The sequence below is a fragment of the Streptomyces sp. GESEQ-35 genome (genome assembly GCF_017948485.1).
Classification (GTDB): domain Bacteria; phylum Actinomycetota; class Actinomycetes; order Streptomycetales; family Streptomycetaceae; genus Streptomyces.
Window position 1 is genome coordinate 102,694 of record NZ_JAFFSX010000011.1, and the last position, 21,564, is coordinate 124,257.

The 21,564-nt window shown below is 69.6% G+C and carries 22 protein-coding genes; 17 read left to right on the forward strand and 5 right to left on the reverse strand.

Annotation, left to right across the window (positions count from 1 at the left end; translation table 11 throughout):
- Window positions 1-72 precede the first annotated feature (72 nt).
- The 7 genes from KCH87_RS22355 (at window position 73) to KCH87_RS22385 (ending at window position 8,250) form a co-directional block, all read left to right on the forward strand.
- Window positions 73-867 (forward strand): enhanced serine sensitivity protein SseB C-terminal domain-containing protein, encoded by a 795-nt coding sequence (locus tag KCH87_RS22355; protein ID WP_210587985.1) that lies wholly within the window; start codon window positions 73-75, stop codon window positions 865-867.
- A gap of 313 nt (window positions 868-1,180) precedes the next feature.
- On the forward strand, window positions 1,181-2,188 hold the full coding sequence (locus KCH87_RS22360; RefSeq protein ID WP_210587986.1) for an ABC transporter permease: 1,008 nt from the start codon (window positions 1,181-1,183) through the stop codon (window positions 2,186-2,188).
- Window positions 2,189-2,257: 69 nt separating this feature from the next.
- On the forward strand, window positions 2,258-4,051 hold the full coding sequence (locus KCH87_RS22365; RefSeq protein ID WP_210587987.1) for an ABC transporter substrate-binding protein: 1,794 nt from the start codon (window positions 2,258-2,260) through the stop codon (window positions 4,049-4,051).
- A 111-nt stretch (window positions 4,052-4,162) separates the two neighbouring features.
- Complete coding sequence (locus KCH87_RS22370; protein WP_210587988.1) at window positions 4,163-5,161, forward strand: ABC transporter permease; 999 nt, start codon at window positions 4,163-4,165, stop codon at window positions 5,159-5,161.
- Window positions 5,158-6,255, forward strand: a complete 1,098-nt coding sequence (locus KCH87_RS22375; RefSeq protein ID WP_210587989.1) for an ABC transporter ATP-binding protein — start codon at window positions 5,158-5,160, stop codon at window positions 6,253-6,255. The genes KCH87_RS22370 and KCH87_RS22375 overlap by 4 nt, the downstream gene beginning before the upstream one ends.
- Window positions 6,256-6,266: 11 nt before the next feature.
- Complete coding sequence (locus KCH87_RS22380; protein ID WP_210587990.1) at window positions 6,267-7,517, forward strand: ABC transporter ATP-binding protein; 1,251 nt, start codon at window positions 6,267-6,269, stop codon at window positions 7,515-7,517.
- Window positions 7,518-7,593: 76 nt separating this feature from the next.
- Complete coding sequence (locus KCH87_RS22385) at window positions 7,594-8,250, forward strand: trimeric intracellular cation channel family protein (RefSeq protein ID WP_210587991.1); 657 nt, start codon at window positions 7,594-7,596, stop codon at window positions 8,248-8,250.
- Here KCH87_RS22385 and KCH87_RS22390 read toward each other — a convergent pair.
- Entirely contained in the window at window positions 8,159-9,367 is a 1,209-nt protein-coding gene (locus KCH87_RS22390) for an esterase family protein (protein WP_210587992.1), read from the reverse strand. The genes KCH87_RS22385 and KCH87_RS22390 overlap by 92 nt on opposite strands.
- 145 nt (window positions 9,368-9,512) lie before the next feature.
- On the opposite strand from KCH87_RS22390, the gene KCH87_RS22395 reads away from it, so the two are divergent.
- Both KCH87_RS22395 and KCH87_RS22400 read left to right on the forward strand, forming a co-directional pair.
- Window positions 9,513-10,370, forward strand: a complete 858-nt coding sequence (locus tag KCH87_RS22395) for a thioesterase family protein (RefSeq protein WP_210587993.1) — start codon at window positions 9,513-9,515, stop codon at window positions 10,368-10,370.
- A 192-nt stretch (window positions 10,371-10,562) separates the two neighbouring features.
- The gene (locus KCH87_RS22400) at window positions 10,563-10,961 is read left to right on the forward strand and encodes a hypothetical protein (protein WP_210587994.1); all 399 of its coding nucleotides are present in this window, start codon (window positions 10,563-10,565) and stop codon (window positions 10,959-10,961) included.
- A gap of 81 nt (window positions 10,962-11,042) precedes the next feature.
- Here KCH87_RS22400 and KCH87_RS22405 read toward each other — a convergent pair whose 3' ends face one another.
- Window positions 11,043-11,669, reverse strand: coding sequence for a TetR family transcriptional regulator (locus KCH87_RS22405; RefSeq protein WP_210587995.1), 627 nt, complete (start codon window positions 11,667-11,669; stop codon window positions 11,043-11,045).
- A 156-nt stretch (window positions 11,670-11,825) separates the two neighbouring features.
- Between KCH87_RS22405 and KCH87_RS22410 the strand changes: the two genes are divergently transcribed.
- The 3 genes from KCH87_RS22410 (at window position 11,826) to KCH87_RS22420 (ending at window position 13,668) form a co-directional block, all read left to right on the forward strand.
- Window positions 11,826-11,993, forward strand: a complete 168-nt coding sequence (locus tag KCH87_RS22410; protein WP_210587996.1) for a hypothetical protein — start codon at window positions 11,826-11,828, stop codon at window positions 11,991-11,993.
- A 35-nt stretch (window positions 11,994-12,028) separates the two neighbouring features.
- A complete protein-coding gene (locus KCH87_RS22415; protein ID WP_210587997.1) occupies window positions 12,029-12,295 on the forward strand; it encodes a DUF4190 domain-containing protein in 267 nt (88 codons plus the stop codon).
- Between the two features lie 203 nt (window positions 12,296-12,498).
- The gene (locus KCH87_RS22420) at window positions 12,499-13,668 is read left to right on the forward strand and encodes a cysteine desulfurase family protein (protein WP_210587998.1); all 1,170 of its coding nucleotides are present in this window, start codon (window positions 12,499-12,501) and stop codon (window positions 13,666-13,668) included.
- 6 nt (window positions 13,669-13,674) lie between these two features.
- On the opposite strand, the gene KCH87_RS22425 is transcribed toward KCH87_RS22420, so the two are convergent.
- Window positions 13,675-14,403 carry an N-acetylmuramoyl-L-alanine amidase gene (locus KCH87_RS22425; protein ID WP_210587999.1) on the reverse strand — a complete coding sequence of 243 codons (729 nt, stop codon included), beginning with the start codon at window positions 14,401-14,403 and terminating at the stop codon, window positions 13,675-13,677.
- A gap of 60 nt (window positions 14,404-14,463) precedes the next feature.
- On the opposite strand from KCH87_RS22425, the gene mnmA reads away from it, so the two are divergent.
- Complete coding sequence (gene mnmA, locus KCH87_RS22430) at window positions 14,464-15,594, forward strand: tRNA 2-thiouridine(34) synthase MnmA (protein ID WP_210588000.1); 1,131 nt, start codon at window positions 14,464-14,466, stop codon at window positions 15,592-15,594.
- Between the two features lie 12 nt (window positions 15,595-15,606).
- Here mnmA and KCH87_RS22435 read toward each other — a convergent pair whose 3' ends face one another.
- Window positions 15,607-16,386 carry an alpha/beta fold hydrolase gene (locus tag KCH87_RS22435; protein WP_210588001.1) on the reverse strand — a complete coding sequence of 260 codons (780 nt, stop codon included), beginning with the start codon at window positions 16,384-16,386 and terminating at the stop codon, window positions 15,607-15,609.
- Window positions 16,387-16,437: 51 nt separating this feature from the next.
- Complete coding sequence (locus tag KCH87_RS22440; RefSeq protein WP_210588002.1) at window positions 16,438-16,761, reverse strand: DUF427 domain-containing protein; 324 nt, start codon at window positions 16,759-16,761, stop codon at window positions 16,438-16,440.
- 50 nt (window positions 16,762-16,811) lie between these two features.
- Between KCH87_RS22440 and KCH87_RS22445 the strand changes: the two genes are divergently transcribed.
- Genes KCH87_RS22445 through ligA form a run of 4 tightly spaced genes read left to right on the forward strand, consistent with a single transcriptional unit; the run spans window position 16,812 to window position 21,304 of the window.
- Entirely contained in the window at window positions 16,812-17,351 is a 540-nt protein-coding gene (locus KCH87_RS22445; protein WP_210588003.1) for a TIGR00730 family Rossman fold protein, read from the forward strand.
- A 7-nt stretch (window positions 17,352-17,358) separates the two neighbouring features.
- The gene (locus KCH87_RS22450; protein WP_210588004.1) at window positions 17,359-18,057 is read left to right on the forward strand and encodes an SDR family oxidoreductase; all 699 of its coding nucleotides are present in this window, start codon (window positions 17,359-17,361) and stop codon (window positions 18,055-18,057) included.
- 31 nt (window positions 18,058-18,088) lie between these two features.
- Window positions 18,089-19,096 carry a methionine synthase gene (locus tag KCH87_RS22455; protein ID WP_210588005.1) on the forward strand — a complete coding sequence of 336 codons (1,008 nt, stop codon included), beginning with the start codon at window positions 18,089-18,091 and terminating at the stop codon, window positions 19,094-19,096.
- Between the two features lie 15 nt (window positions 19,097-19,111).
- Entirely contained in the window at window positions 19,112-21,304 is a 2,193-nt protein-coding gene (gene ligA, locus KCH87_RS22460; RefSeq protein ID WP_210588006.1) for an NAD-dependent DNA ligase LigA, read from the forward strand.
- Window positions 21,305-21,564 lie beyond the last annotated feature (260 nt).

The window sequence follows — 21,564 nt, forward strand, 5'->3', positions numbered from 1 at the left end:
CCAGGTCCCGAGCTCTTGGGCGCTTAAGGTGGTTTCATATCCGGGCAACCTCAAGTGAAGGGGCGGTACAAGGTGAGCGCCAGCGGCATCGCGGCCGGCCAGGTCGAGCACATGCTGCGCCAGGTGACGCCCGGGCGCTACGACGCCTACGAGGCACTGCTGCGCGCCCTCGCAACCCCGTCCGCCGGCCAGGTCTGGATGCTCCTGTGGCACGGCCAGGCCGGCTCGCCGGACGCGCAGTACGGAAACATGGAGGTCGACGGCCACGGCTACGCCCCCTGTGTCACCTCCGCGCAGGAGCTCTCGGCCAGCGGCTGGAACCGCTCCTACGAGGTCGTCGACGGAGTCGACGTCGCCCGCACGCTCTACCCCGACCAGTTCGGCCTCTGGCTGAACCCGCACGCCCCCGGCGGCGGTGTCGGCATCCCCTGGCTCGACCTGCGCCGTATCGCCACCGGCCTGGAGCGCCAGCCCGCAGGGCCCCTGCGGCTGTCGGAGCCGGGGATCGAGATCCCGCAGTTCTACGCCCTGCTCGCGCAGAACGCCCACCGCACCCCGGCCGTCCGCACCTTGCGCCGCGCCTGGGTGCAGCCGGCGCTCGGAGCGCCGTACCTCGCCGTCGGTCTCGATGTGTACGACACCAGCCCGGTCGCCGTGGACTCGGTACGGGCGATGATGCAGCAGTCCATCGGCGCGGTGCCGGACGGTCTGCCGGTGTCGACGGTCGCCATGTCCGACGAGTACGACCCGGTCGCGATGTGGATGCGGGCCCAGGCCCGCCCCTTCTACGACCGCGAGGCCCACGCGGCCCCGGCCCAGGCCCCCGCGCTCGGATACGGATACCCGCCGGCGCACGGCGGATACTGAGACGCGGCCCGCACCCTCCGTCGCAGCGGTGGAGCCCCTTCTGCGCGCGTAGACCGCGGCGGAAAGCCCTGACCTGCTCCGGATGCACCGACTTGTCCTCGTCCGGCCGCCGTTACCCACTGTCCGGATAACGGAACCCTCGACGCAGCATCACGGTTACGCATCCTTTCACCGTCAAGTCTGGTAACGCGTCGCCAAAGCGTTGAAGACTCCCCCACCAGGGGTGTTCGAACCCCCAGTACTACGGACTGATCACGCCGCCACAGCGGCAAGTGCGGGCCGGTCACCGCCGGTTGAGAGGGGTCCCTGCCAGATGACGGCACCATTGCACGAGCCGACCGCCGAGGCGGCCCCCAGCGCGGCCGAGGAGGCGGCGGTTGCAGGCACCGACGCGAAGGCCGTACAGGGTCGTTCCCTGGGCCGGATCGCCTGGGAGCGCCTGAAGCGGGACAAGCTCGCTCTGACCGGCGGCGTCGTGGTGCTCCTCCTCGTGGTGGTCGCCCTGCTCGCGCCGGTCATCACCAGCCTGCTCGGGCAGGATCCGGACGCGTATCACGAGGAGCTGATCGACCCGCTGTTCGGCACCCCCACGGGTTCGCTGGGCGGCATCAGCGGCGACCACCTGCTGGGCGTCGAGCCGGTCAACGGCCGCGACATCCTCGCCCGGATCCTCTACGGCGCCCGGATCTCGCTGCTGGTCGGCTTCCTGTCGGCCGTCGTCGCCGTGGTCCTGGGCACCGTTCTCGGCATCCTCGCCGGTTTCTTCGGCGGCTGGGTCGACTCCGTCATCAGCCGGGTGATGGACGGTCTGCTGGCCTTCCCGCAGCTGCTCTTCATCATCGCGCTGGTCTCCGTCATGCCGAACGAGATGCTGGGCCTGACCGGGTCCAGCGTGCGTGTCTTCGTGATGATCCTGGTCATCGGCTTCTTCGGGTGGCCGTACATCGGACGTGTGGTGCGCGGCCAGACGCTCTCGTTGCGCGAGCGCGAGTACGTCGAGGCCGCCCGCTCCCTGGGCGCCGGGCGGCTGTACATCCTGTTCAAGGAGCTGCTGCCCAACCTCGTCGCGCCGATCGTCGTGTACACGACGATGATGATCCCCACCAACATCCTCACCGAGGCGGCACTCAGCTTCCTGGGCGTGGGCGTCAAGCCGCCCACGGCCTCCTGGGGGCAGATGCTTTCGAGCGCGATCGACTACTACGAATCGGACCCCATGTACATGGTGGTCCCCGGCGTGGCGATCTTCATCACTGTCCTCGCCTTCAACCTCTTCGGCGACGGCGTGCGTGACGCGCTGGACCCGAAGGGCTCCCGCTGAACTGCCGTACCTAAAGCGTCCCGTGGCACTGACACGGGGTCTCTCATCAAAACCGGAGGATCCGAGATCGTGACTACCAAACGCACCTCAGGGCGGCGTAAGCAGGCATTTGCCGCTGTCGCCGCGGTCGCCGCGCTGCTGACCACGGCGGCGTGCGGCGGTGGCGACAGCGATGACGGGGGTTCGAAGAACGGCGCGGCCGGCTTCGACGCCGCCAACAACAAGGTCGCCCAGGCCGACCTGGCGAAGAAGGGCGGCACGCTGAAGTTCGGTGGCGCCCAGGACGCCGACTCGTGGGACACCACGCGTGGCTACTACGGCTTCATGTGGAACTTCGCGCGCTACTACAGCCGCCAGCTCGTCACGGGCAAGACGGAGCCCGGCAAGGCCGGCGCCGAGCTCACTCCGGACCTCGCCACCGACACCGGCAAGGTCTCGGACGACGGCAAGACCTACACGTTCACCCTGCGTGACGGCATCACCTGGGAGGACGGCAAGCCGATCACCTCGAAGGACGTCAAGTACGGCATCGAGCGGGTCTGGGCACAGGACGTGCTGTCCGGCGGTCCGGTCTACCTGAAGGACATGCTCGACCCCAAGGGCGAGTACAAGGGCCCGTACAAGGACACCTCCAAGGACAAGCTGGGTCTGAAGGCGATCGAGACGCCGGACGACAAGACCATCGTCTTCAAGCTGCCGCAGGCCAACTCGGACTTCGCGGAGGTGCTGGCCCTGATCTCGGCGTCGCCGGTCCGTCAGGACAAGGACACCAAGTCGAAGTACGGCCTGAAGCCGTTCTCCTCCGGCCCGTACAAGTTCGAGTCGTACAGCCCGGGCAAGGACATCACGCTGGTCCGCAACACCAACTGGAAGCAGGCCTCGGACCCGATCCGCAAGGCGTACCCGGACAAGATCACTGTCCAGTTCTTCTCGGACGCCAACCAGCTGGACGAGCGCCTGCTCAACGGTGACCTGGACCTCGACATCAACCAGACCGGCATGTCGCCGCAGGGCCGCACCACCGCCCTGAAGGAGCACAAGGCCAACCTGGACAACCCGGTCTCCGGCTACATCCGCTACGCGACCTTCCCGCAGAGCGTGAAGCCGTTCGACAACATCGAGTGCCGCAAGGCCGTGATCTACGGTGCCGACCACGTGTCGCTGCAGACCGCGCGCGGTGGCCCCATCGCCGGTGGTGACATCGGCACCAACATGCTGCCGCCGTCCGTCCCGGGCTCCGAGGGTCAGAAGTACGACCCGTACGAGATGGCGGGCGCCAACAAGAAGGGCAACGAGGCCAAGGCCAAGGAAGCGCTGAAGGCCTGCGGTCAGCCGAACGGCTTCAAGACCACCATCGCCGTCCGCAACAACAAGCCGGTCGAGGTGGCCACCGCCCAGTCCCTCCAGGCGTCGCTGAAGAAGATCGGCATCACCGCCGAGATCGACCAGTTCGACGGCTCGCAGACCTCCGGCATCATCGGCAGCCCCTCCAACGTGGTGAAGAAGGGCTACGGCATCATCATCATGGGCTGGGGCCCGGACTTCCCGACCGTCCAGGGCTACGGCATGCCGCTGTGGGACAGCAAGTACATCCTGGAGAGCGGTAACAACAACTTCGCGCTGATCAAGGACAAGACGATCGACGGGCTGTTCGACGACTACGTCAGCGAGCTGGACGACGCGAAGAAGACCGAGATCTCCACGGAGATCAACCACAAGGTGATGGAGGGCGGTTACTACCTGCCCTTCGTCTACGAGAAGTTCATCAACTGGCGCTCCGACCGACTGGCGAACGTCTACACCACCGACGGCTTCAGCGGTATGTACGACTTCGTCAACCTCGGTCTGAAGTCCGCAAGCTGACACCCGGCACACCCGCCATACGGCACGAAAGGCAGGTGAAGGCCGGCGCAGCGTGATCGCGGGCCACCGGAAGACCTCCGGTGGCCCGCGGTCCGCGGCGGGCCGAGAGCTGTGCTCGCTTACCTCATCAGGCGGTTGTTCGCCGCCGCAGTGATGCTCGTGGTCATCATCATGGTGGTCTTCGGCATCTTCTTCCTCGTCCCCAAGTGGGCGGGCGTCGACATCGCCGCGAGCTTCGTGGGCAAGCAGGCCGACCCCGCCTCGGTGGAGGCGGTGCGGCAGAAGCTGGGTCTCAGTGACCCGATCTATGCCCAGGTCTGGGAGTTCTTCAAGGGCATCTTCGTCGGCCGCACTTACTCGGGCGGCGGTGACGTCACCGAGTGCGCCGCGCCGTGCTTCGGCTACTCCTTCCGCAGTGAGCAGGCCATCTGGCCGGTGCTCACCGACCGCTTCCCGGTGACCCTGGGTCTCGCGCTCGGTGCCGCCGTACTGTGGCTGATCTTCGGTGTTGCGGCCGGTGTGCTCTCCGCGCTCAAGCGGGGCACCCTGTGGGACCGCGGCGCCATGGTCATCGCCCTCGCCGGTGTCTCCCTGCCGATCTACTTCACCGGCCTGCTCAGCCTGGCGATCTTCGCCTTCGGTCTGAACTGGATCGACGCGTCGTACGTGCCCCTCGAAGACAGCTTCGGTGGCTGGCTCGGCGGCATGATCCTGCCCTGGATCACCCTCGCGTTCCTGTACGCGGCGATGTACGCCCGGATCACCCGCGCCACCATGCTGGAGATCCTCGGCGAGGACTACATCCGCACCGCGCGCGCCAAGGGCCTCAAGGAGCAGACCGTCATCGGCAAGCACGCCATGCGCTCGACGATGACGCCCATCCTGACCATGCTCGGCATGGACCTCGGCGCCCTCATCGGCGGTGCGATCCTGACCGAGACGACGTTCAATCTGCCCGGCCTCGGCCAGGCCGTGCTCCAGGCGATCAGAAACCAGGACCTGCCCGTCATCCTGGGCGTCACCTTGATCACATCTCTCGCGGTGCTCGTCGCCAACCTCGTGGTGGACATCCTGTACGCCGTGATCGACCCCCGAGTGAGGCTCGCATGACCGAACTCAGCAAAACGGGCGCGGCCGTGGGTGAGCCCACCGGTACCTCGCCCGCCCCGACCGCCTTCCTCGAAGTGCGCGACCTGAAGGTGCACTTCCCGACCGACGACGGCCTGGTCAAGTCCGTCGACGGGCTCAGCTTCCAGCTGGAGAAGGGCAAGACCCTCGGCATCGTGGGCGAGTCGGGCTCCGGCAAGTCGGTGACCTCGCTCGGCATCATGGGCCTGCACACCGCCGGCCAGTACGGCAAGCGCAAGGCGCAGATCTCCGGGGAGATCTGGCTGGACGGCACCGAGCTGCTGTCGGCCGACCTCGACTACGTGCGCAAGCTGCGCGGCCGCGAGATGGCGATGATCTTCCAGGATCCGCTGTCCGCGCTGCACCCGTACTACACGATCGGCCAGCAGATCGTGGAGGCGTACCGCATCCACAACAACGTCGACAAGAAGACCGCCAAGCGGCGCGCGGTCGAGATGCTCGACCGGGTGGGCATCCCGCAGCCGGACAAGCGGGTCGACAGCTACGCGCACGAGTTCTCCGGCGGTATGCGCCAGCGGGCGATGATCGCGATGTCGCTGGTCAACAACCCGGACCTGCTCATCGCGGACGAGCCGACGACCGCCCTCGACGTGACCGTCCAGGCGCAGATCCTCGACCTGATCCGCGATCTTCAGACGGAGTTCGGCTCCGCGGTCGTCATCATCACCCATGACCTGGGCGTCGTCGCCGAGCTCTCCGACGACATCCTGGTGATGTACGGCGGCCGCTGTGTGGAGCGTGGCCCGGCCGAGAAGGTGTTCTACGAGCCCCGCCACCCCTACACCTGGGGCCTGCTCGGATCGATGCCGCGTCTGGACCGTGACCAGCAGGAGCGGCTCATCCCGGTCAAGGGCTCCCCGCCGTCCCTGATCAACATCCCGTCCGGCTGTGCCTTCAACCCGCGCTGCCCGTACGCCGACATCCCCAAGGACGACCTCACCCGCACGGTCCGCCCCGAACTGGCCGAGGTCGGCAGCCAGCACTGGGCCGCCTGCCATATGACCAGGGAGCAGCGGGAGCGGATCTGGACCGAAGAGATTGCGCCGAAGCTGTGAGCGAGGACAAAGTGAGCATCCCTGCGCAGAGCCAAGGCACGGTGATCACCAAGCGCGACGCCGCCCACGGCGAGACCCTGCTGAAGGTGACCGGGCTCCAGAAACACTTCCCGATCCGCAAAGGCCTGCTCCAGCGGCAGGTCGGTGCGGTACGCGCGGTCGACGGCATCGACTTCGAGGTCAGGTCCGGCGAAACCCTCGGTGTGGTCGGCGAGTCGGGCTGCGGCAAGTCGACGATGGGCCGCCTGATCACCCGGCTGCTCGAACCGACCGCCGGCAGGGTCGAGTTCGAGGGCACGGACATCACACACCTCGGCGTCAGCGGGATGCGCCCGCTGCGCCGCGATGTGCAGATGATCTTCCAGGACCCGTACTCGTCGCTGAACCCGCGCCACACCATCGGCACCATCATCGGCGCCCCCTTCAAGCTCCAGGGCGTCACGCCCGAGGGCGGCATCAAGAAGGAGGTGCAGCGGCTGCTGTCGGTGGTCGGCCTCAACCCCGAGCACTACAACCGCTATCCGCACGAATTCTCCGGCGGCCAGCGCCAGCGCATCGGTATCGCGCGGGCCCTCGCTCTGAACCCGAAGCTGGTCGTCGCGGACGAGCCGGTCTCGGCGCTCGACGTGTCGATCCAGGCGCAGGTGGTGAACCTGCTCGACGACCTCCAGCAGGAGCTGGGCCTGACGTACGTGATCATCGCGCACGACCTCTCGGTCGTCCGGCACGTCTCGGACCGGATCGCGGTGATGTACCTCGGCAAGATCGTCGAACTCGCCGACCGCGAGTCGCTGTACAAGGCGCCGATGCACCCGTACACCAAGGCGCTGATGTCGGCGGTGCCGATCCCGGACCCGCGGCGCAAGAACGCCAAGAGCGACCGCATCCTGCTCAAGGGCGATGTGCCCTCGCCGATCGCCCCGCCGAGCGGCTGCCGCTTCCACACCCGGTGCTGGAAGGCGACGCAGATCTGCACGACCGCCGAGCCGCAGCTGGTGGAGTTGAAGCCCGGCCAGCAGGTCGCCTGCCACCACCCGGAGAACTTCGAGGACCAGGCACCGCAGGACACCGTTCTGCTCACCGCGGCCAAGGAGGCGGCGGAGCTGGTGTCGGACGAGGTGCTCGCGGAGTCGGCGGAGACGAGCGCGGCGGTGGCGAAGGCGGTGTCGGCCGAGTCGGCCGAGCCCACGAAGTCACCGGAGGCGCCGGAGTCGACGGACTCGCCTGAGGCCTCGGACTCGCCGGAGCAGTCGGACAAGTAGCACCCCGAGCAGCACCTGGAGGGGCGTGGACCTTTGTTTGTAAGGTCCACGCCCCTCGACGCGTCAGAATGTTCGGGTGCTCCAGCAACTCTTCAGCCCGTCCGTCCAGCACACGCTCGACCTGATCGGCATCTTCGTCTTCGCCATCTCCGGCGCGCTGCTGGCCGTCCGCAAGAACTTCGACGTCTTCGGCATCGCCGTCCTCGCCGAGGTCACCGCGCTCGGCGGCGGGCTCTTCCGCGACCTGGTCATCGGTGCCGTACCGCCCGCGGCCTTCACGGACCTGGGGTACTTCCTCACCCCGTTGGTCGCCGCCCTGCTGGTCTTCTTCCTGCACCCGCAGGTGGAGCGTATCCAGGCCGGCGTGAACGTCTTCGACGCGGCGGGCCTCGGCCTGTTCTGCGTCTCGGGGACGACGAAAGCGTACGAGTACGGGCTCAACCTGACCGCCTCGGCGACGCTGGGCCTGGCGACCGCCGTCGGCGGCGGTGTGCTGCGGGACGTCCTCGCCAACGAGGTGCCGTCACTGCTGCGCTGGGACCGCGATCTGTACGCCGTCCCCGCGATAGTCGGTGCCACGATGGTCGTCCTGTGCATCCGCTACGACGCTCTGACCCCGCTCGCCAGCGGGTTCGCGGCCCTCACCGCCTTCGTGCTGCGGCTACTGGCGATGCGGTTCCACTGGCGAGCGCCGCGCGCCTGGAACCGACGGTCGACGGTACGGGAGGAGTAGTCCCCGGCAGCCGGCTGAGCCATTCGAACGCCGGGACCACCTGCGGCTCCCACAGCGCCATCGTGTGGCCGCCCGCACTGCGCGGCAGGAACACCACCTGCACGGAGGTGGGCGCCTGCGCGGCCCGCTGGAGGGCCAGGGCCGCCTCGTACCCGTCGCGCGGCTGGCCGGAGAGGTAGAGCGCGACCGGGGGCGGGGTGCGGGCCTTGCGCAGCAGGAGATACGGGTCGTTCTCCGCGCGCAGTTCCGGGGACTTCGAGGTCAGCGAAGCGTGCTCGGCCTTCGGGTCGTTGTAGCCGGACAGGCTGACGGCGGCCCGGTAGCGGTCGGGGTGGGCGACGGCGAGCTTCGTGGCACAGTGCCCGCCCGCCGAGTACCCGGCCACCGCCCAGCCCCTGGGCGCGGGCTGGGCCCGGAAGTTGGCCATGACCATCCGCGGCACATCGACGCTCAGCCAGCTGTCGGCGTTCACCTTGCCCGGGATGTTCGCGCAGCCGGTGTCCACCCCGGGCAGCAGGGTGGTGCGCGGCGCCACCAGGATGAACGGCGCGACCCGGCCACTGCGCATCAGCGGCAGCAGCTGCTCATGCGCGCGCATCGCCTTGAACCACGCCCTCGCCGAGCCGGGATAGCCCGGCAGCAGCTCCACCACCGGGAACTTGTGATTCCGGTAGGCGGGCTCGTCGTACTGCGGCGGCAGCCAGACGTAGACCTCGGCGCGCACGCCCGAGACCTGGCCCGTCAGACGGGTGACCCGCACGCCGCCTGCGGCGCTCATGCCCGGCCCGAGAGCGGGTGAGAACGTCTGCCGGACAGGGGGCAGCTCGCCCAGCGCGATGCCGCCGGTGCCGTCCGGGCCGAGGTCGGCCGCCTGCTGCACATGGTTGCCCGTGCCGAGCAGGTCGCCCCAGTCGTCGTACAGCAGGTTCTGGTTGTTGACCAGCACGAAGACGAGCGCGACGGCCGTGCCCTGGGCGAACATCAGCATCAGCATGCGGGCGAGGGCGCGCAGGGGCCGGGGGCCGCGGATCCGCGACCACAGGACGAGCGGCAGCGCGAGGGCGACGAGGGACAGCACGATCAGGGTGCAGAGGAACGGGGTCCCGGTAAGGCTCATGTCCCTACAGAGGGGTGGAGACGGCCTCGGGTTTACGGACGAGTGCGGACACTTACCGAGAAATTGTGCGCGCCTCACCCTCGGGAGACTGTGGGCGCTTTGGGAAAAGCTACCGCTTAGTAGTTACCTGTTGTACCGTTCACCCATGCCAGAAGCAGCCTCCGCCCCGGCCACGCGGGCCACGATCGGCGACAGCGAGTTCGACCGGGACACCGCGCTCACCCCGCGCGAACCCGGCGTCTACGACATCGACCTCTCCGCCGGCTGGACGATCATCAACGCCGTCAACGGCGGCTATCTGCTGGCCGTCCTGGGCCGCGCCCTCGCGGACGCCCTGCCGCACGGCGACCCCTTCACGATCTCCGCGCACTACCTCACCGCCTCCCGGCCCGGCCCGGCGATCGTCCGCACGGACGTCGTCCGCACCGGCCGCACGCTCTCCACCGGTCAGGCCTCGCTCTTCCAGTACGACGACGAAGGCCGCGAAGTCGAACGCATCCGCGTCCTCGCCTCCTATGGCGACCTCGGCTCCCTGCCGGACGACGTCCGTACGACGGCACAGCCGCCCGCGATCCCGCCGATGGACCAGTGCTTCGGTCCCGAGGACGGACCGGCCCCGGTCTCCGGCAGCTCCGCGATCGCCGACCGGCTGATGCTGAAGCTCGACCCGTCGACGCTGGGCTGGGCGCTCGGATCCCCGTCCGGCAGGGGCGAGATGCGGGCCTGGTTCGGGCTCGCCGACGGCCGGGAGCCCGACCCCTTCTCACTGCTCCTCGCGGTGGACGCGCTGCCCCCGACCGCCTTCGAGATCGGCCTCAGCGGCTGGGTCCCGACGGTCGAACTGACCGTCCACGTCCGCTGCCGCCCCGCCCCGGGCCCGCTGCGGGTGTCCATCACCACACGCAACCTCGCCGGCGGCTTCCTGGAGGAGGACGCCGAGGTCTGGGACAGCGCGGACCGACTGGTCGCGCAGTCGCGCCAGTTGGCGCGAGTGCGGCTTTGATGACGCTTCTGTCACGGGGCTGTACCAGCGAGTAAGTCGAGGATCGATGCGAAGTCGCAGGTCAGCGCGGTGTGTTGACACCTGCTTTGCCTGGTTGACAGGTCGCGTACAGGGCAGCCCCAAGGACTCCCTAAGCGCCGTTGATTGAGTGCCCGCCTCAGGACTCCCTCATCGTTCTTGGAGTTGTTTCTCATGAAGCGTGCGCGCCTCGTCCCCGCCGTGGCCCTGTTGGCTCTCTCGCCCCTGCTGCTCACGGCCTGCGGTGGTTCGGACGACTCGTCGTCCACCACGAACAGCGGCAACTCCGGCCAGCAGCAGGCCTGTCCGTCCGGCAACCCGTCGGGCAGGCCGAGCGGCAACCCCTCCGCCATGCCCAGCGGTGCGCCGTCGGGGGCGCCGACCGGCGCGGCCGCCTCCGGCGCACCCAGCGGCAATCCCTCCGGCATGCCGTCCGGTGCCCCCGGCGGCGGCCAGGGCGGCCAGGGTGGCCCCGGCGGTGGCCAGGGCGGCGGCTGCGGCGGTAGCCAGGGCGGCGGCATGCCCAGCGGTGCGCCGAGCGGCCAGCCGACCGCCCAGGCGACGAAGAGCTGACCACGGATCTCGTACGACGGAGGCGGCGCGCCCGGTGAACGGGCGCGCCGCCTCTTTGTCCCTGTGTGCCTGCCGGCGACCTCAGTCGAGCCAGTGCTGCCGGCCGATGCTGATGAGCCGCAGCTGCCGGGCCGCGACATGGGCGACGCGCTCGCGCTCCTCCTGCGGGGCGTCCAGCGCCTCCAGGAAGAGCGAGGCCGTGAACAGCATCTGGTCGACATAGAGGCTGGCGAGCATCGACAGGTCGTCGTCGGTCCACCCCTTGGCCTGGGGGTCCTTGACCAGCTCGGCCTTCACCTCCTCGGCGAACCGGGCCAGTTGGTCGCGGATGGCCTCCCGTACCGTCCGGACCCCGCCGCTGCGCTCACGCGCGATGAATCGGATGTGGGCGGGATGCGCCTCGACATGTCCGTCGATCAACTTGATGGCGCGGGCTATGCGTTCGTCGGGGTCGTTCGTCGCGGACACCACCAGCCGGATCATCTCGTGCAGACTGCCGAGCGCCTCCTCGACCAGTGCGACGCCCAGGTCTGCCGTTGAGCGGAAGTGCCGGTAGAAGGCGGTCGGGGCGACGCCGACCTCGCGGGTCACCTCACGCAGGCCCAGGCTGCTCAGGCTCTGCTCCTCCAGCAGTCCCAGGGCGGCGTCCAGGAGCGCCTGCCGGGTTTTCTGTTTCTGGGCCTGCCGGAGGCCGAGGGTGTGACTCATGCCATGCAGTTAACAACTGTTCTCCGTAATTGAAAAGCCGTGGGACGCGCTAGACTCGTCAGTCAGTGAACAGTTGTAACCACAAGCGTTCACTGAACCGTAACGCGAGGCACATCCACTGCCTCCCGGACGCACCTCGGAGGGGGATCCGATCCCATGCTGTTCCTCGTTGCCGCGCTCCTGCTGCTGGGCGTCGTCATGGGCGCCGTGGCCCACGCGCCGCTCGAACTCACCGTCGTCGCCGCCGTCGTGATCGCCGTCTGGCTCGGCATCTTCGCGCTCCGTGAGCGCCACGGCCGCCGGCGCCACACATCCACCAACTGACCGCTCGGCCAACGCCTTTCGGGAGCTGAATCACCATGCAACTCACCGCCCCTGCCACCCGCCGCACCACCGCCCGCGACGCCGACGGCATGGCCGTCGCCGCCTTCATCCTCGGCCTCGTAGGCATCCTCGTCCTCAACCTCTTCCTCGGCCCGATCGCCATCGCCCTGGCAACCACGGCCCTCTGGCGCGGAACGACTCGCAAGGGCCGCGCCTACCTGGGCCTGGGTCTCGGCATCGCCGACCTGCTGGTCCTGCTGGCGTTCATGCAGGCGGACAGCACGGTGTCGTGGAGTTTCTGAGGTACGGCTAGGCGTACTGACACCCGCACACGTGCCGTCGCAGTCGCCCCCCGCTGTACTGCCGCACCGCTGTGGGCAGTCGTTCCGCAGGGCGATGAGGGAGGGCGGGCACAGCCTGCAGCGCAGGGTCCGTCGCAACGGGGATCCAGGTGCGACCGGGCGGCCCAAGCCCAGCGCAGCGGACCCGTAGAATCGGCGTCACCATGGCATACCTCGACCACGCCGCGACCACCCCGATGCTCCCCGAGGCAGTCGAGGCACTCACCGCGCACCTCGGCGTCACCGGCAACGCGTCCTCCCTGCACGCATCGGGCCGCCAGGCAAGGCGAACCGTGGAGGAGGCCCGCGAAACGCTGGCCGAAGCCCTCGCCGCCCGCCCCAGCGAGGTCGTCTTCACCTCCGGCGGCACCGAGGCCGACAACCTCGCCGTCAAGGGCCTGTACTGGTCCCGCCGAGACGCCGACCCGGCCCGCACCCGGGTCCTCGCAAGCCCCGTGGAGCACCACGCGGTCCTCGACGCCGTCCACTGGCTCGGCGAACACGAGGGCGCCACGGTCGAGTACCTCCCGGTCGACACCTACGGCCGGGTCCACCCCGACGCCCTCCGCGAGGCCATCGCCCGCAACCCCGACGATGTGGCCCTCGCCACCGTGATGTGGGCGAACAACGAGATCGGCACGGTCCTGCCGATCCGCGAACTCGCCGAAACCGCCGCCGAGTTCGACGTCCCCCTGCACGCCGACGCCGTCCAGGCCTTCGGCCAGGTCCCCGTCGACTTCGCCGCTTCCGGCCTCGCCGCGATGACGGTCTCGGGCCACAAGATCGGCGGCCCGTACGGCATCGGCGCGCTGATCCTCGGCCGCGAGTACACGCCCGTACCCGTCCTGCACGGCGGCGGTCAGGAGCGCCACGTCCGCTCCGGCACCCTCGACGTCCCGGCCATCGCCTCCTTCGCGGTCGCCGGACGCCTCGCCGCCGAACAGCGCGAGTGGTTCGCCCGGGAGATCGGCAGTCTGCGTGACGACCTGGTCGCGGCGGTCCGTTCGACCGTTCCGGACGCGATCCTCGGGGGCGACCCTTCGACCGAGGGCCGCCTTCCGGCGAACGCCCACTTCACGTTCCCGGGCTGCGAAGGAGACTCGCTGCTCCTCCTCCTGGACGCCCAGGGCATCGAATGCTCCACCGGATCGGCCTGCACCGCCGGCGTCGCCCAGCCCAGCCACGTCCTCCTCGCCACCGGAACCGACCCGGACCTCGCCCGCGGCACCCTCCGCTTCTCCCTCGGCCACACCTCGACCGAAGCGGACGTGGAGGCGCTGGCCAAGGCGATCGGCCCGGCGGTGGAACGGGCCAGGGTGGCCGGACTCAGCTGACGCCGGTCACGCCTGGCCCGCCGGTTGCGTCCGGCCTGTCGCGCCGGCGCCCGCCTCCCGGACCAGCCGCATGTACCGCTCCCAGTCCCAGCCCTCACCCGGGTCGGTGTGGTCCGTGCCCGGCACCTCCACATGCCCGAGGATGTGCTCCCGGTCGACGGGGATGTCGTAGCGCGCGCAGATACGGGCCGTCAGGCGAGCGGATGCGGCGTACATCTCGTCCGTGAAGTCCTCGGGCCGGTCGACGAAGCCCTCGTGCTCGATGCCGACGCTCCGCTCGTTGTAGTCGCGGTTGCCCGCGTGGTACGCGACGTCCAGCTCGCGGATCATCTGCGTGATGTGGCCGTCCTTGCGGACGATGTAGTGCGCCGCCGCCCCGTGCCCCGGGTCCTGAAAGACCTTCACCGCGCTGTCGAAGCTGCCCTGGGTGACATGGATGATCACCATGTCTATGCCGAAGTCGTCGGGCCGGTCCGCGCGCCGCCAGTTCGCCGAGGACGCCGCCACCCACTTCGCACCCGTGTAGTCGACCGCGCCCGCCTTGCGCGGCTTCTCCACGCCCGGCACCCGCCACCACAGGCGCCCCAGCTCGTCGCGCGCCAGCACGGCCGTGCCCACCGCGGCGACGGCTGTGCCGGCCAGCAGGGCCCGCCGCCCGATGCGCCGGTCGGTGTCCTTGCCCCCCGGGTCCTTGGCCGCGCCCCCGGAGTCCTTGGCTGCTCTTCTCGCCCCCATGTGATCGTGAACGGATACTCGTGAGCCTTGGTTCCCGCGGGCCCTTACCCTGGAAGGGCTATGACTGAGACTCCGCAGCGCCCCCGCCCCCTCCGCGTACTCGCCGCCATGTCGGGCGGCGTGGACTCCGCCGTCGCCGCCGCCCGCGCGGCCGAAGCGGGCCACGACGTGACCGGCGTCCACCTCGCCCTCTCCGCGAACCCTCAATCCTTCCGCACGGGCGCGCGGGGCTGTTGCACCATCGAGGACTCCCGCGACGCCCGCCGCGCCGCCGACGTCATCGGCATCCCCTTCTACGTGTGGGATCTCGCCGACCGCTTCCGCGAGGACGTCGTCGAGGACTTCGTCGCCGAGTACGAGGCCGGCCGCACCCCGAACCCCTGTCTGCGCTGCAACGAGAAGATCAAGTTCGCCGCCCTGCTGGACAAGGCGCTCGCGCTCGGCTTCGACGCGGTGTGCACCGGCCACTACGCCAAGGTGATCGTGGACGAGCACGGCACCCGCGAGCTGCACCGCGCCTCCGACATGGCGAAGGACCAGTCGTACGTCCTCGGCGTCCTGGACGACCGGCAGCTCGCCCACGCGATGTTCCCGCTCGGCGACACCGTGACCACGAAGGACGAGATCCGCGCGGAGGCCGAGCGCCGCGCCCTCGCCGTCGCCAAGAAGCCCGACTCGCACGACGTCTGCTTCATCGCCGACGGCGACACACAGGGCTTTCTGGCGAACCGGCTGGGCAAGGCGGAGGGCGACATCGTCGACGAGTCGGGCGCGAAGCTCGGCACGCACGAGGGCGCGTACGGCTTCACCATCGGCCAGCGCAAGGGGCTGAGGATCGGCCACCCGGCGTCCGACGGCAAGCCGCGCTACGTCCTCGACATCTCCCCGGTCGACAACACGGTGACGGTCGGCCCGGCCGCCGCCCTCGACGTCACCGGGCTGACCGCGATCAAGCCCCGCTGGTGCGGCGCGGCCCCCTCCGGCCCCGGCACCTACACGGCCCAGCTCCGCGCCCACGGCGGCGAGACCGAGGTGACCGCCGAACTGATCGACGGCTCCCTGGAGGTGTCGTTCACCGAGCCGGTCCGCGGAGTGGCCCCCGGCCAGGCGATCGTCCTGTACGACGGCACGCGCGTGGTGGGGTCGGCGACGATCGCTTCGACGACGCGGGCGAGTGCCGTTCCCGCGTAGCTGTCAGGCCGCCTACTGCGTGAAGAACTCGGCGAGCACCGGCCCCAGAACCTGCGGATCCACCATGTGCGTCTGCCCCTCCAGGCTCCGGTACGTGCCGTTGGGTGCCGTCTCCGCGACCGCCTGCGTCGCCTCACGCAGCCATGCGGGGCTGGCGTCGCCCGCGACGGCCAGGACCGGGACGGTGATCGAGGCGAGCCGGTGCCGGGGGAGGAGTCCGTCGCCCATGACGGCGTCGTCGTAGGCCAGGCTCGGCGCGATGGACTCCATGGCGGACCACATGGGGGCTTGGCGGGCGCCCTGGATCATCTCCTCGGCCAGCCCCGTCAGCCTCAGGAACAGCTCGACAGCGTCCCCACGCCGGCCCTCCGCCAGTGCCGCCGTCAGCCGCTCGGTGTACTCGGCGCGCTCCTTCGCTCCGCCCTCGTACACGGCGAACGGCGTCTCGTAGACGGCGACCTTGCTGACCGGCAGCCCGCTCGCCGCCGCCTCGAGGACCAGTGCGCCGCCCGACGAGATGCCGTACAACGCAGCCTCCCCGCCCACCGCTTCGATGAGCGCCGCGAGGTCCTCGACCTCCCGCTCCACCGTGTACGGCGGCGTGTCACCGCTCTCGCCGCGCCCTCGGCGGTCGTACACGACGACACTGAAGCCGTCGGAGAGCGGCCCGGCCAGCGGCGCCACCGTGGCGCCGGTGGACATCGCGCCGCTGACCAGGACGACCGCCGGGCCCTGTCCGGTGCGTGCGTAGGCGAGCGGGGTGCCGTCGCGCGAAAGGGTCTTCTTGTCCATGCCGTGGAGACTCCCACCCGGCAGGGAACTAATCGCTCACGACACTTCCACTCACACCACTTCTACTTCGTAGAAGCAGAGATGGTCCTTGATCTGGGAGACGTCCGTCTTGGGGTCGGGGTACGACCAGACGAAATCGGCCGCGTCCGGCAGCGACCAGTAGGAGGCCGTTCCCTTGAAGGGGCAGTACGTGTGCGTCTCGGAGGGAGCCAGGAGGTCGAGGCGTACGTCCTCGGCGGGGAGGTAGTAGCGCACGGGACAGCCGGTCTCGCGCAGGACCAAGGGGCGCTCGCTCTCCGCCACTACCTGGTCGCCGCGGACCACCCGCACGCGCTGGGTGCCCTGCTCGATCGTGATCGTGTGTCCATCAGCCATACCGGAAAAGCACTCGCGGAGCGCCGGTTCTTCCCGCGTACGGTGACTTCATGCGAATCTGCGTCTTTCTCTCCGCCGCCGACCTCTCCGACCGCTACACGCGCCCCGCGCGGGAGTTCGCGAAGCTCATCGGCAAGGGCGGCCACACGCTGGTGTGGGGCGGCTCCGACGTAGGCCTGATGAAGGTGGTCGCCGACGGCGTGCAGGAGACCGGCGGGCGGCTGCTCGGGGTCTCGGTGGACTTCCTCGCCGCCAAGGCGCGCACAGGCGCCGACGAGATGGTCATCGCGCGGGACCTCGCCGAGCGCAAGAGGCTGCTGCTGGAGAAGGCCGACGCCGTGGTGATCATGGTGGGCGGCACCGGAACGCTGGACGAGGCGACCGAGATCCTTGAGCTGAAGAAGCACGGGCACACCGACAAGCCGGTCGTGCTGCTCAACACCGCGGGCTTCTACGACGGCCTCAAGGAGCAGTTCCGGCGCATGGAGGACGAGGGCTTCCTGCCCCGTCCGCTGACCGACCTGGTGTTCTTCGCCGAGGAGCCGGTGGGCGCGATGGCCTACCTGGAGGAGAGCCAGGGCGTGGCCTGATGCGAGCATGGCGCTCATGGCTACACATGTGATCACCGGTGCGGGCAGCGGCATCGGAGCGGCCGTCGCCCGCCGCCTCCACGCGCGCGGGGACGAACTCGTCCTGCACGCGCGCGACGCGGGCCGCGCGAAAGAACTGGCGTCGGAGTTCCCGGGCGTGCAGACGCTGGTGGGCGACCTCGCGGACCCGGACAAGCTGAGCTGGGCCTTCTCGCACCAGACGCTGCCCGACCGGGTGGACTCCCTGCTGCACATCGCGGGCGTCGTCGACCTCGGCCCGGTCGGCGACCTGACCCCCAGGTCCTGGCGTCACCAGCTCAACGTCAACCTCGTCGCCCCCGCCGAACTGACCCGCCACTTCCTGCCCCAACTCCGCACCACCCGCGGCCACGTGGTGTTCGTCAACTCGGGCGCGGGACTCCGGGCAAGCGCCGACTGGTCCGCGTACGCAGCCTCCAAGCACGGCCTGAAGGCCCTGGCGGATGCTCTGCGCAACGAGGAGCACGGCAACGGCGTCCGGGTCACCTCGGTCTACCCCGGCCGCACGGCGAGCCCCATGCAGGCCAAGGTCCATCAGCAGGAGGGCAAGGAGTACGACTCCTCGCAGTGGATCGACCCCGAGTCGGTGGCGACGACGATCCTCATGGCGATCGATCTCCCCGCGGACGCGGAGGTCAGCGACCTGACGGTACGGCCTGGGCGCTGACCTCAGCCGGGCGGTTCCGTAGGCTTCCGGCGTGAGTGAAAACAGCCAGTTCACCTTCGGTCCCGCCACCGGCGTGGGCTCCATGCCCGGCGGCGACAGCCGTGAGGCCGCCAAAACCGTCACCGGGAGCTTCGGTGACTTTCCGTTCCTCCCCGAGTTGCCCGCCCGCGGACCCGGCGCGGACATGATCGGCCGGACCGCCGGACTGCTCGTCGAGCTGTACGCGCGCGTGGAGCCCAGCGCCTGGCGGATCGGCGACCGCCCGGGCCGGGACACCAAGCGGGCCCGGTCATGGCTGGGCGAAGACCTCGACGCGTTGGAGGAGTTCACCCAGGGATACGAGGGCCCGCTCAAGGTGCAGGCCGTCGGACCCTGGACCCTGGCGGCCGCGCTGGAGCTGAAGAACGGCGAGGCCGCCCTCTCCGACACCGGAGCCTGCCGCGACCTCGCCGGATCGCTCGCCGAGGGGCTGCGGGAGCACCTCGCGGAGGTCCAGCGCCGCGTGCCCGGTGCCCAACTCGTCCTCCAGCTCGACGAACCCTCCCTCACCGCCGTACTGCGCGGCCACGTGAAGTCCGCCAGCGGATACCGCACCCACCGGGCCGTCGACCGCCAGGTCGTCGAGGCCACGCTCCGGGATGTCGCCGGGGTTCACGAGAGCGGCCCCGTCGTGGTGCACTCGTGCGCACCGGACGTCCCGTTCGCCCTGCTGCGCCGGGCGGGCGCGACGGCGATCTCCTTCGACTTCTCGCTCCTCACCGAGCGTGACGACGACACGATCGGCGAGGCGGTGGAAGCGGGGACCCGGCTCTTCGCCGGTGTCGTCCCCGGCACGGACGGCCCATTGTCAGACCCTGCCGGTAGCGTCATGGGTGTCAGGACGCTGTGGCGCAGGCTGGGGCTGTCTCCGGGGCTTCTCGCGGAGGCGGTCACGGTCACCCCGTCGTGCGGACTCGCGGGCGCTTCCCCCGAGTACGCGCGCCGGGCTCTCGCCCACTGCGTCCAGGCGGCGAGATCCCTCGCGGACAACCCTGAGTAACGGGAGGACAACACGGTGGCCGGCGACAAGCAAGCGGAGACGACGGTGCCCGCCGAGGCGCGGGAGAAGCACGCGCAGCTCGCTGAGCAGATCGAGGAGCACCGCTTCCGGTACTACGTGAAGGACGCTCCCGTCGTCAGCGACGCGGAGTTCGACAAGCTCCTGCGCTCGTTGGAGGCGCTGGAGGAGGAGTATCCGGAGCTGCGCACACCGGACTCGCCGACCCAGAAGGTCGCGGGGGCGTACGAGACGGAGTTCACGTCCGTCGAGCACCGCCAGCGCATGCTCTCCCTGGACAACGCCTTCAGCGACGAGGAGCTCGCCGCCTGGGCCGAGCGGGTCGCCAAGGACGTCGGCACCTCCGGCTACCACCTGCTCTGCGAGCTCAAGGTCGACGGCCTCGCCGTCAACCTCACCTACGAACACGGCCGCCTCACCCGCGCGGCGACCCGCGGCGACGGCCGCACGGGCGAGGACATCACGCCCAACGTCCGGACGATCGCCGAGATCCCGGACCGTCTCAAGGGCGACCGAGTCCCGGATCTGGTGGAGATCCGCGGCGAGGTCTACTTCCCGATGGAGAAGTTCGAGGAGCTCAACGCCCGCCTGGTGGAGGGGGGCCACAACCCCTTCGCCAACCCGCGCAACGCGGCGGCCGGTTCGCTGCGCCAGAAGGACCCGAGGATCACCGCCACCCGCCCGCTCCACATGGTCGTCCACGGCATCGGCGCCCTGGAGGGCTTCGACGGCCTCACCCGCCTCTCCCAGGCGTACGACCTGCTCAAGACCTGGGGTCTGCCCACGTCACGGCACAACAGGGTGGTCGACGACCTCGACGGCGTGCGGGAGTTCATCGCGTACTACGGCGAGAACCGCCACTCCGTGGAGCACGAGATCGACGGGGTCGTCGTCAAGCTCGACGAGATCCCGCTCCAGGGACGGCTCGGCTCCACCTCGCGCGCGCCGCGCTGGGCGATCGCGTACAAGTACGCGCCCGAAGAGGTCAACACCAAGCTGATCAACATCCGCGTGGGCGTGGGCCGTACGGGCCGGGTCACGCCGTACGCCCAGGTCGAGCCGGTGACGGTCGCGGGCTCCGAGGTCGAGTTCGCCACCCTGCACAACCAGGACGTGGTCAAGGCCAAGGGCGTCCTGATCGGGGACACGGTGGTGCTGCGGAAGGCCGGCGACGTCATCCCGGAGATCCTCGGTCCGGTCGCCGATCTGCGGGACGGCAGCGAGCGCGAGTTCGTGATGCCGGCCGAGTGCCCCGAGTGCGGCACGGCGCTGCGGCCGATGAAGGAGGGCGACGTCGACCTGCGCTGCCCGAACGCCCGCACCTGCCCGGCCCAGTTGCGTGAGCGCCTGTTCTACCTCGCCGGCCGCAAGGCGCTGGACATCGAGCACTTCGGCTATGTCGCCGCCGCCGCGCTCACCAAGCCGCTGGAGCCGGCCGAGCCGCCGCTCGTCGACGAGGGCGACCTGTTCGACCTCACCATCGAGCAGCTGCTGCCCATCAGGGCGTACGTCCTCGACCAGGACAGCGGCCTGCCCAAGCGCGACCCGAAGACCGGCGAGGAGAAGATCGCCACGGTCTTCGCCAATCAGCAGGGCGAGCCCAAGAAGAACGCGGTCGCCATGCTGGAGAACATCGCGGCGGCCAAGGAGCGCCCACTCGCCCGGATCATCACCGGCCTGTCGATCCGTCACGTCGGACCGGTCGCCGCCGTGGCGCTGGCCCGGGAGTTCCGCTCCATCGACCGGATCGAGCAGGCCACCGAGGAGGAGCTGGCGAACACCGACGGCGTCGGCGCGATCATCGCCGCCTCGCTCAAGGAATGGTTCGCCGAGGAGTGGCACCAGGAGATCATCCGAAAGTGGAAGGCGGCCGGCGTCCGCATGGAGGAGGAGGGCGCCGGAGAGGACGAGGGCCCGCGTCCGCTCGAAGGACACACCGTCGTCGTCACCGGCACGCTCGAACACTTCACGCGGGACGGGGCCAAGGAAGCGCTACAGGACCGGGGAGCGAAAGTGACCGGTTCTGTTTCGAAGAAGACGTCTTTCGTCGTTGTGGGTGACAATCCAGGTTCGAAGTACGACAAGGCGATGCAGTTGAAGGTGCCGGTACTGAACGAGGACGGTTTCAACGTCCTGCTGGAACAGGGGCCGGAGGCAGCCGCCGAAGTCGCCCTTCCGACAGAGGAGTAGCGGTTGAAGGCCACCCGTTCGGCGCATACCAGATGCATACGGGTGGCCGGGGCGCAATCGGGCAACCGTCGACGACCGCTGCCCGTAGAAGCCTTCTGCGGCCTACTGTTGAGGGGTGCGCCTGCCGTGCCCAGCTGCGGTTGGGGCATCCCCTTGCTCAGAGAGGGCCTTGAAGGGCAGGGGGAAGGGTCTTCCAGCGCGGCGCCGTCGAGGGATGTCTGGCAGCGGGCCGCGTGGCGTGGGCACCGCCGGCTGTGAGA